Source organism: Treponema sp. R6D11, assembly GCF_054786075.1.
The window spans coordinates 1-6,663 of record NZ_BDHD01000100.1 but is presented as its reverse complement, the minus strand read 5'-3'; the positions used below and the strand labels follow the sequence as shown (position 1 = coordinate 6,663).

Here is a 6,663-nt window from a genome sequence, read left to right as displayed (position 1 = left end):
AAAATGGGAAAGCCGGGGGAGCCCACGGGAGAGAAGGGGGCTGGACGAGGAGAATCAAAAATGAGGCAAAAAAAAAGCCGCCTATGGAAGCGCGCAGGATTACGAGCATGCCGCCGAAGTACGCGATAAAGTCCGTGTTTTAAAAGCGCGGCTAGAAGAAGTCCACGCTTCATGGGAAAGAGCCTCAAGAAACGAATGGCCCCTTGTAACCGAAACAGATGTGCGCCGTGTTGTAACAGACGCTACGGGAATCCCGGTAATGCACCTTGAGGAGCAGGACTCACAGCGTCTGCTTTATATCGAAGACGAGTTACATAAAAACGTAATGGGGCAGGACGACGCTATAAGGCGCGTAGCAAACGCGATAAGACGCTCCATGACGGGCGTATCTTCTCCCAAGAGACCTATGGGTTCTTTTATCTTTCTTGGTCCTACAGGAGTCGGTAAAACCCTGCTTGCCAGGAAACTTGCCAAATATTTATTCGCCAACGAAGAAGCCCTTGTAAGGATCGATATGTCCGACTACATGGAAAAACACAACGCCTCCCGCCTTGTCGGAGCGCCCCCCGGATACATCGGTTATGAAGAAGGCGGAATGTTAACCGAAAAAATAAGACGCAACCCCTACCGCGTAATTTTATTTGACGAAATAGAAAAAGCCCACCGCGATATTTTTAACATCTTGCTGCAAGTTTTGGAAGAAGGGGAATTAAGAGACAACCTTGGACATACCGTAAACTTCCGCAATACAGTTATCATTATGACAAGCAATGCAGGAGCAAGAGAGATTTCAAGAGAATCAACTCTTGGGTTTACATCGGGTTCAGGCATAATGAGTTCTTCCGAAATTGAATCATCTGCAATGTCTGAGCTTCGCCGTATCTTTAACCCCGAATTCTTGAACAGAATAGATGAGATTGTAGTCTTTAACCCGCTAACGCAGAAACAAATAAATTCAATCTTTGACGTTGAATTTAAAGAACTCTCCGAAAGACTTGCCGAGCAGAATTTCAACATAGAGATAACACCCGCCGCAAAACGCATACTTGTAGAAAAAGGCTGGGATCCCAAATTCGGCGGCAGACCGTTACGCCGCACAATCCAAAAAGAACTTGAAGCGCCATTATCTCAACTAATTTTAGAAGAAAATTGGGAAGATGGGACAACCTTTATCGCGGGTGTGAAAAACGGTAAGATCAAAGTTACCGCAAACAAAGTGGAATTAGTGTATAGTAGTTAGTATTTAGTATGTAGTAGTTAGCAAAGTCGTTTCTTTCAACTACATACTATCCACTAATAACTATCCACTAATAACTATCTACTAACTACTAAATAACAGTACCAGGATACAGAATAGTATTTTTAGGTATCACAATAATTCCGTCTACGATGTAGTAGTGTCCGTAATTGCCGTCTGTTCGTTTAATGTCGTCTACGCCGATTCTGCATTCTTCGCCTACGCAGACGTTTTTGTCGATAATTGCGCCTTTTATAATTGCGCCCCTGCCTATTCCCACATTGGGAATTCTTGCCTCGGCGTTATGTATTTTTTGCTTTTCTGTTTCATAGAAGTCGGCTCCCATACAAACAACGCCGTTAAGACTTGCCCCTGTTTCGATAAGCGTACGAATGCCGACGATTGAGTTTGTAATATTTGCGTTGGTAATAATACACCCCTCGGCGGCAATTGACTGGTTCATGTTGGAAAAGTTCATTTTTGACGGCGGAAGATTACGCATGTGGGTATAAATGGGTCTGCGCTCGTCATAAAAATCGAAACTGGGTTTTACAGAGGTTAATTCCAAGTTGGTATCATAAAAGTTTTTAATAGTTCCTATATCTTCCCAATATCCGTCAAAAAGATACGCGTTTACCTTTAGCTTGCTAATAGCGCCTGGAATTATCTCTTTTCCAAAGTCTGTAAGGTCATTGGCAAGACATTCTTCCATTGTTTTAGCGTTAAAAACATAAATACCCATAGAACCAAGGTAACAATCTTCCTTGTTTTTATCGGTAAATAGCTCTCTTGGAGCTTTATAATCGGAAATATCCTTTGTTGGACCGGGTTTTTCCAGAAATTCGGTGATTTGGTTGCTCTTATCGACCTTTAAAATACCCAAACCGCTTGCGTTTTCACGGCTTACGCCCGTACATGCGATGGTAATTGCCGCTTTTGAATCAATATGGCTCTTTAAAAGCTCCTGTAAGTCCATTCTGTACAGCTGATCGCCTGAAAGAATGATGTAATATGCTGGATTTTGCGTTCTAAAGTGGGGGAAATTCTTGCGAACAGCGTCTGCAGTACCCTCGTACCAACCGGAATGCTCCAAAGTTTGCTCTGCGGCGAGAATTTCAACGAAACCTTTGGTAAAAGTGTCAAAAAGGTAGGTTTGACCGATATGCAGGTGTAAAGAAGCAGAATTAAACTGGGTAACTATGTAAATTTGCTTTAAATTCGCGTTTATACAGTTAGAAATGGGTATATCTATAAGCCGATACTTGCCGCCGAAAGGAACAGCAGGCTTTGAACGGAACTGTGTTAAGGGGAACAGACGTGTTCCCTTCCCGCCGCCCAGTACTATAGACAAAACATCAGACATACTGTTCCTCCTTAAATTGATTTAAAATATTATATGTTTTTTTAAATTTTTTGTCAAACACATGAAAGAGATTATAAATAAGATTTTTATTATAACTGGTATTTTTTGTTGACAAAACATCAAAAAAGGGCTAAAATAACCCTAATATTGCCTTTTTTAAGGAGTATTTATGAAAAAGGTAAAATTCTTTATTATTTTTTTTCTTTGTTTAAATTCGGTTAATCTTTTTTGTCAGGAAGAATATAAAGATACTGAAGAATCAAGCGAAGTAATTTACGAAGAACAAACTCCCGTATCTCAGCCGCAGGTAGAAACACAACCGCAGACGCAATCGGTACAGCAAACACAGTCGGTTCAGTATACATCGGCAAGTCAAAATATTACCCCTCTTACATGGGATCTTGTCAATTTAATACAAAATTCGGGCAGAAGCCTGAAAGAGCTTAATTTTTATCTTTCCAAACCTTTTACAATGGTAGTCAGCGAACAGTACGATCCTCCAAAAATTGAAATTCAAGACGGAACATTGATAATGCCGGACAAAGGTCAAGCTCAAACGATAGTGTTTGCCGGCAATCAACAGGGAAGACTGCACGAATTCCCTGTTTCGGGAAGCAAAGATGTTTTTGAGGTTGTTTTTCAGGTTGGCGGCAAGGACATTGCGTTAAAATTCAAAAAAAACAGGCAAAACAATTTTGAGCTTTTTTCGGCGGTTATAGATACAAGACCTTATAAGCTCCATTCTGACGTTGATCTTCCGCGTTTGGCTGTAAGTTCAAATATAATCTCAGGCGGTGAAAACGAGGTACAGGCTTTTCCGTATGCGGTTAAAGGCGGATTTTTAGAAGGAAAAGGCTCTCTGGGTAAAGCCGGAATAATAGCCTATGTAAAAAAGCAAAATCCCGCTGTAAATGACAATCTTTTAAATAAACTTATTGATACATACTTTGAAGAAGCGGTTTTTGAGAATATTAACCATGACATAGCGATAGCGCAAATGTTATATGCTACAAGTTTTTTAAAAAATCAGCGTGTAGCGTCGCATAATTACGGAGGATTAATAGAGCTTCCAAGTTGGAACGGGAAATTCTCCGGCATGACAGAGGGAGTAAGGGCGCATATTCAGCACCTTAAAGGCTACGCCAGTACAACCATGAACAACAAACAAATAGTAGATCCCCGTTATTATCTGCTCATTAACTTAAAATATTTGGGAACAGTAAAAACATTTGATCAACTCTATTCAAAATGGGCGGCGAACCCCGCGAACTACAAAAAAAGCGTCGAAAAAATCATTGATGGTCTTTCTAGGTAGTGGATAGTGGATAGTATGTAGTGGATAGTGGATAGTATGTAGTGGATAGTAGATAGTAGATAGTAGATAGTATGTAGTATGTAGTTGAAAGAAACGACTTTACTAACCACTAACTACTAACTACTAACTACTAACTACTAACTACTAACTACTAACTACTAACCACTAACCACTAACCACTAACTACTAACCACTAACCACTAACCACTAACCACTTCTTGACACAAACCTGTTATCTTTAATAAAAAACCGTAATTCAAGCTCTTTGCCCGCTGTCAGCCCTATGCGCGTACTACACGCTATCTCATAATTTTTTTTGTTGTCTAAAATTTGTATTGCTCCTTTTAACAAAGACAAATTATTGTGCTTTTTGGTTATGCCAAACGCCTGTGTAAGCTTTCCAGGACCGTTGCATAGGTTTTCTATTTTTTTGGTTTTGCGCCTTCTTTGCATAAGGGGGATTCCCTCTACAGGTTCAAGCGCGCGAAGAAGCACGGCTTCGCCCTCTCCCTCTTTGCCGCTTACTATATTTATGCAGTGGTACATTCCGTAGATTAGGTAGACATAAGTGTTTCCCGCCTGACCAAACATCGGCGCGTTGCGGACAGTCTTGCCCCTGCTTGCATGACAGCCGGGATCGTCCTTGTATAGATACGCCTCGGTTTCTACAATCATTCCCTTTAAGTTGCCAAAAACAAGGTATTTGCCAAGCAACGCTTTTGCAAGGGCTATAGTCGGCTGATTAAAAAATTTCTTTCCAAGCGGCATGAAAATAATTGTACAATATGGTATGATTAATGCAATATGTACGATTATAAATTATATTGGAAAGAAAAAATCGCTTTTGTTATAAATATACTTTTAACCGATGCCGGTATTAACAAAGAAATAGCTCCCGAACAAGTTATAGCGGAAGACCCTCCAAGCCCCGACTTGGGGGACATTGGGTTTCCCATGTTTGGTTTTTCTAAAATATTGCGAAAAGGTCCGCCGCAGATAGCGCAAATAGCGACTGAAATACTTACAAAAATACTTAATGATGAAGAATCCGACGCAAAAGTACAGGCGCAGGGACCATATTTGAATGTAAAAATGGATCGGGCGAAAACGGCAAAGACAATACTGGAGCAGGTTACAAAAGACAGTAAAGACGATTTTTTGTTTGGAAGACCGGGCAGTCTTGCGGGCAAGAGGGTAATGCTAGAGTTTTCAAGCCCAAATACGAATAAACCCCTGCACCTTGGACATTTGCGAAACGATGTGTTGGGCGAAAGTATCTCGCGCATTTTGGCGGCTTGCGGAGCGCAGGTGCGCAAAGTTTGCATCATAAACGATCGAGGAATTCATATTTGCAAGTCCATGCTTGCGTACAAGGAGCATGGGCAGGGAAAAACGCCCGAAAGCGAAGGCGTAAAAAGCGACCGCTTTGTAGGCGATTGGTATGTAAGTTTTAGTAAGACGTTAAAACAGGAAACCGATGAATTGATAAAAGCCGGAGCGGATAAAGATACAGCCGAGGCACAAACGCAGTCGATGAAGAAGGCGCAAGAATTATTGCGTAATTGGGAAGCCGGCGATGTCGAAACTGTGGAATTGTGGAAGAAGATGAACAGTTGGGCTATTGAGGGAATGAAAAAAACATACAACAGAACCGGCGTCTCATTTGACAAATACTACTTTGAAAGCGAAACATATATGCTTGGCAAAGATGAAGTTTTAAAAGGATTGGAAAAAGGCATTTTCTTTCGTCAGGAAGACGGCTCTGTAGCGGTAGATTTAAGCGAAGAAAAATTGGACAAAAAAATACTTTTACGAAGCGACGGTACGTCAATCTATATTACTCAAGACTTTGGAACCGCTATTAACCGCTATAAAGACTGGCAATTTGACAAAATGATCTACGTTGTAGGCTCCGAGCAAAATTATCATTTTAAGGTTCTTTTTATCTTGCTTGAAAAATTAGGCTATTCATGGGCAAAGAACCTTCATCATCTATCCTACGGCATGGTTAACCTTCCCGAAGGAAAAATGAAAAGCCGCGAAGGTACTGTTGTAGATGCCGACGATTTACTTGATTCCTTACGCGACATGGCGCTTGCGGAGATACGCGAAAAGGGCAGGGAAGAGGAAGTAGGCGACCCAGGTGAAGTGGCGGAAAAAATAGCACTTGGCGCTTTGCATTATTTTTTGTTACAACCCAGCCCCATTAAAGATATGCTTTTTGACCCAAAAGAGTCGCTTTCTTTTACGGGGAACACTGGTCCTTATTTGCAGTACATGGGAGCGCGTATTTCTTCCATGTTACGCAAGGCGCAGACAAACGACAACAGCGGCGCAGTAAACAGCGGCGCAGTAAACAGCGGCGCAGTAAACAGCGGCGCGGATTTTTCTCTGCTTGTATCAGATCCCGAATGGACGTTGATTAAATCTCTTGCCGCGTATCCTGCAAAGGTAAGCGAGTCCGCGCAGAACCTTGACCCTTCTAACCTAACCGGTTTTCTTTACGACGTTTCCAAAGCGTTCAGTTTTTTTTACCATGAATGTCCAATCCTTAACTGCGAAGACCCCGCACTCTCCAAGGCAAGACTGGAATTAAGCCGCGCCGTAATGATGGTGTTAAAAGACGCCTTTCATTTGGTTTGCATCCCATTTTTGGAAGTTATGTAATACGGGATAAATCGTTTTTTTCTGATTTTTTGCTAAAAAAAACAAGTTGACAAAAGGCACACAATGTGATATATTTTAAAT

The 6,663-nt window shown here is 41.4% G+C and carries 5 protein-coding genes; 3 read left to right on the top strand and 2 right to left on the bottom strand.

What is annotated here, in order from left to right; all coding sequences use genetic code 11:
• Positions 1-220: 220 nt before the first annotated feature.
• A complete protein-coding gene (locus ACYVTD_RS08780) occupies positions 221-1,240 on the top strand; it encodes an AAA family ATPase (RefSeq protein WP_461247401.1) in 1,020 nt (339 codons plus the stop codon).
• Between the two features lie 88 nt (positions 1,241-1,328).
• On the opposite strand, the gene ACYVTD_RS08775 is transcribed toward ACYVTD_RS08780, so the two are convergent.
• Positions 1,329-2,600, bottom strand: a complete 1,272-nt coding sequence (locus ACYVTD_RS08775) for a glucose-1-phosphate adenylyltransferase (protein WP_461247400.1) — start codon at positions 2,598-2,600, stop codon at positions 1,329-1,331.
• Between the two features lie 169 nt (positions 2,601-2,769).
• Here ACYVTD_RS08775 and ACYVTD_RS08770 point away from each other — a divergent pair, with 169 nt between their 5' ends.
• Entirely contained in the window at positions 2,770-3,915 is a 1,146-nt protein-coding gene (locus ACYVTD_RS08770) for a hypothetical protein (RefSeq protein ID WP_461247399.1), read from the top strand.
• A gap of 207 nt (positions 3,916-4,122) precedes the next feature.
• Here the strand turns inward: ACYVTD_RS08770 and ACYVTD_RS08765 are convergent, their stop codons facing one another.
• Positions 4,123-4,683 carry a DNA-3-methyladenine glycosylase gene (locus ACYVTD_RS08765; RefSeq protein WP_461247398.1) on the bottom strand — a complete coding sequence of 187 codons (561 nt, stop codon included), beginning with the start codon at positions 4,681-4,683 and terminating at the stop codon, positions 4,123-4,125.
• Positions 4,684-4,719: 36 nt separating this feature from the next.
• Between ACYVTD_RS08765 and argS the strand changes: the two genes are divergently transcribed.
• Positions 4,720-6,582, top strand: a complete 1,863-nt coding sequence (argS, locus tag ACYVTD_RS08760) for an arginine--tRNA ligase (RefSeq protein ID WP_461247397.1) — start codon at positions 4,720-4,722, stop codon at positions 6,580-6,582.
• Positions 6,583-6,663: the final 81 nt, after the last annotated feature.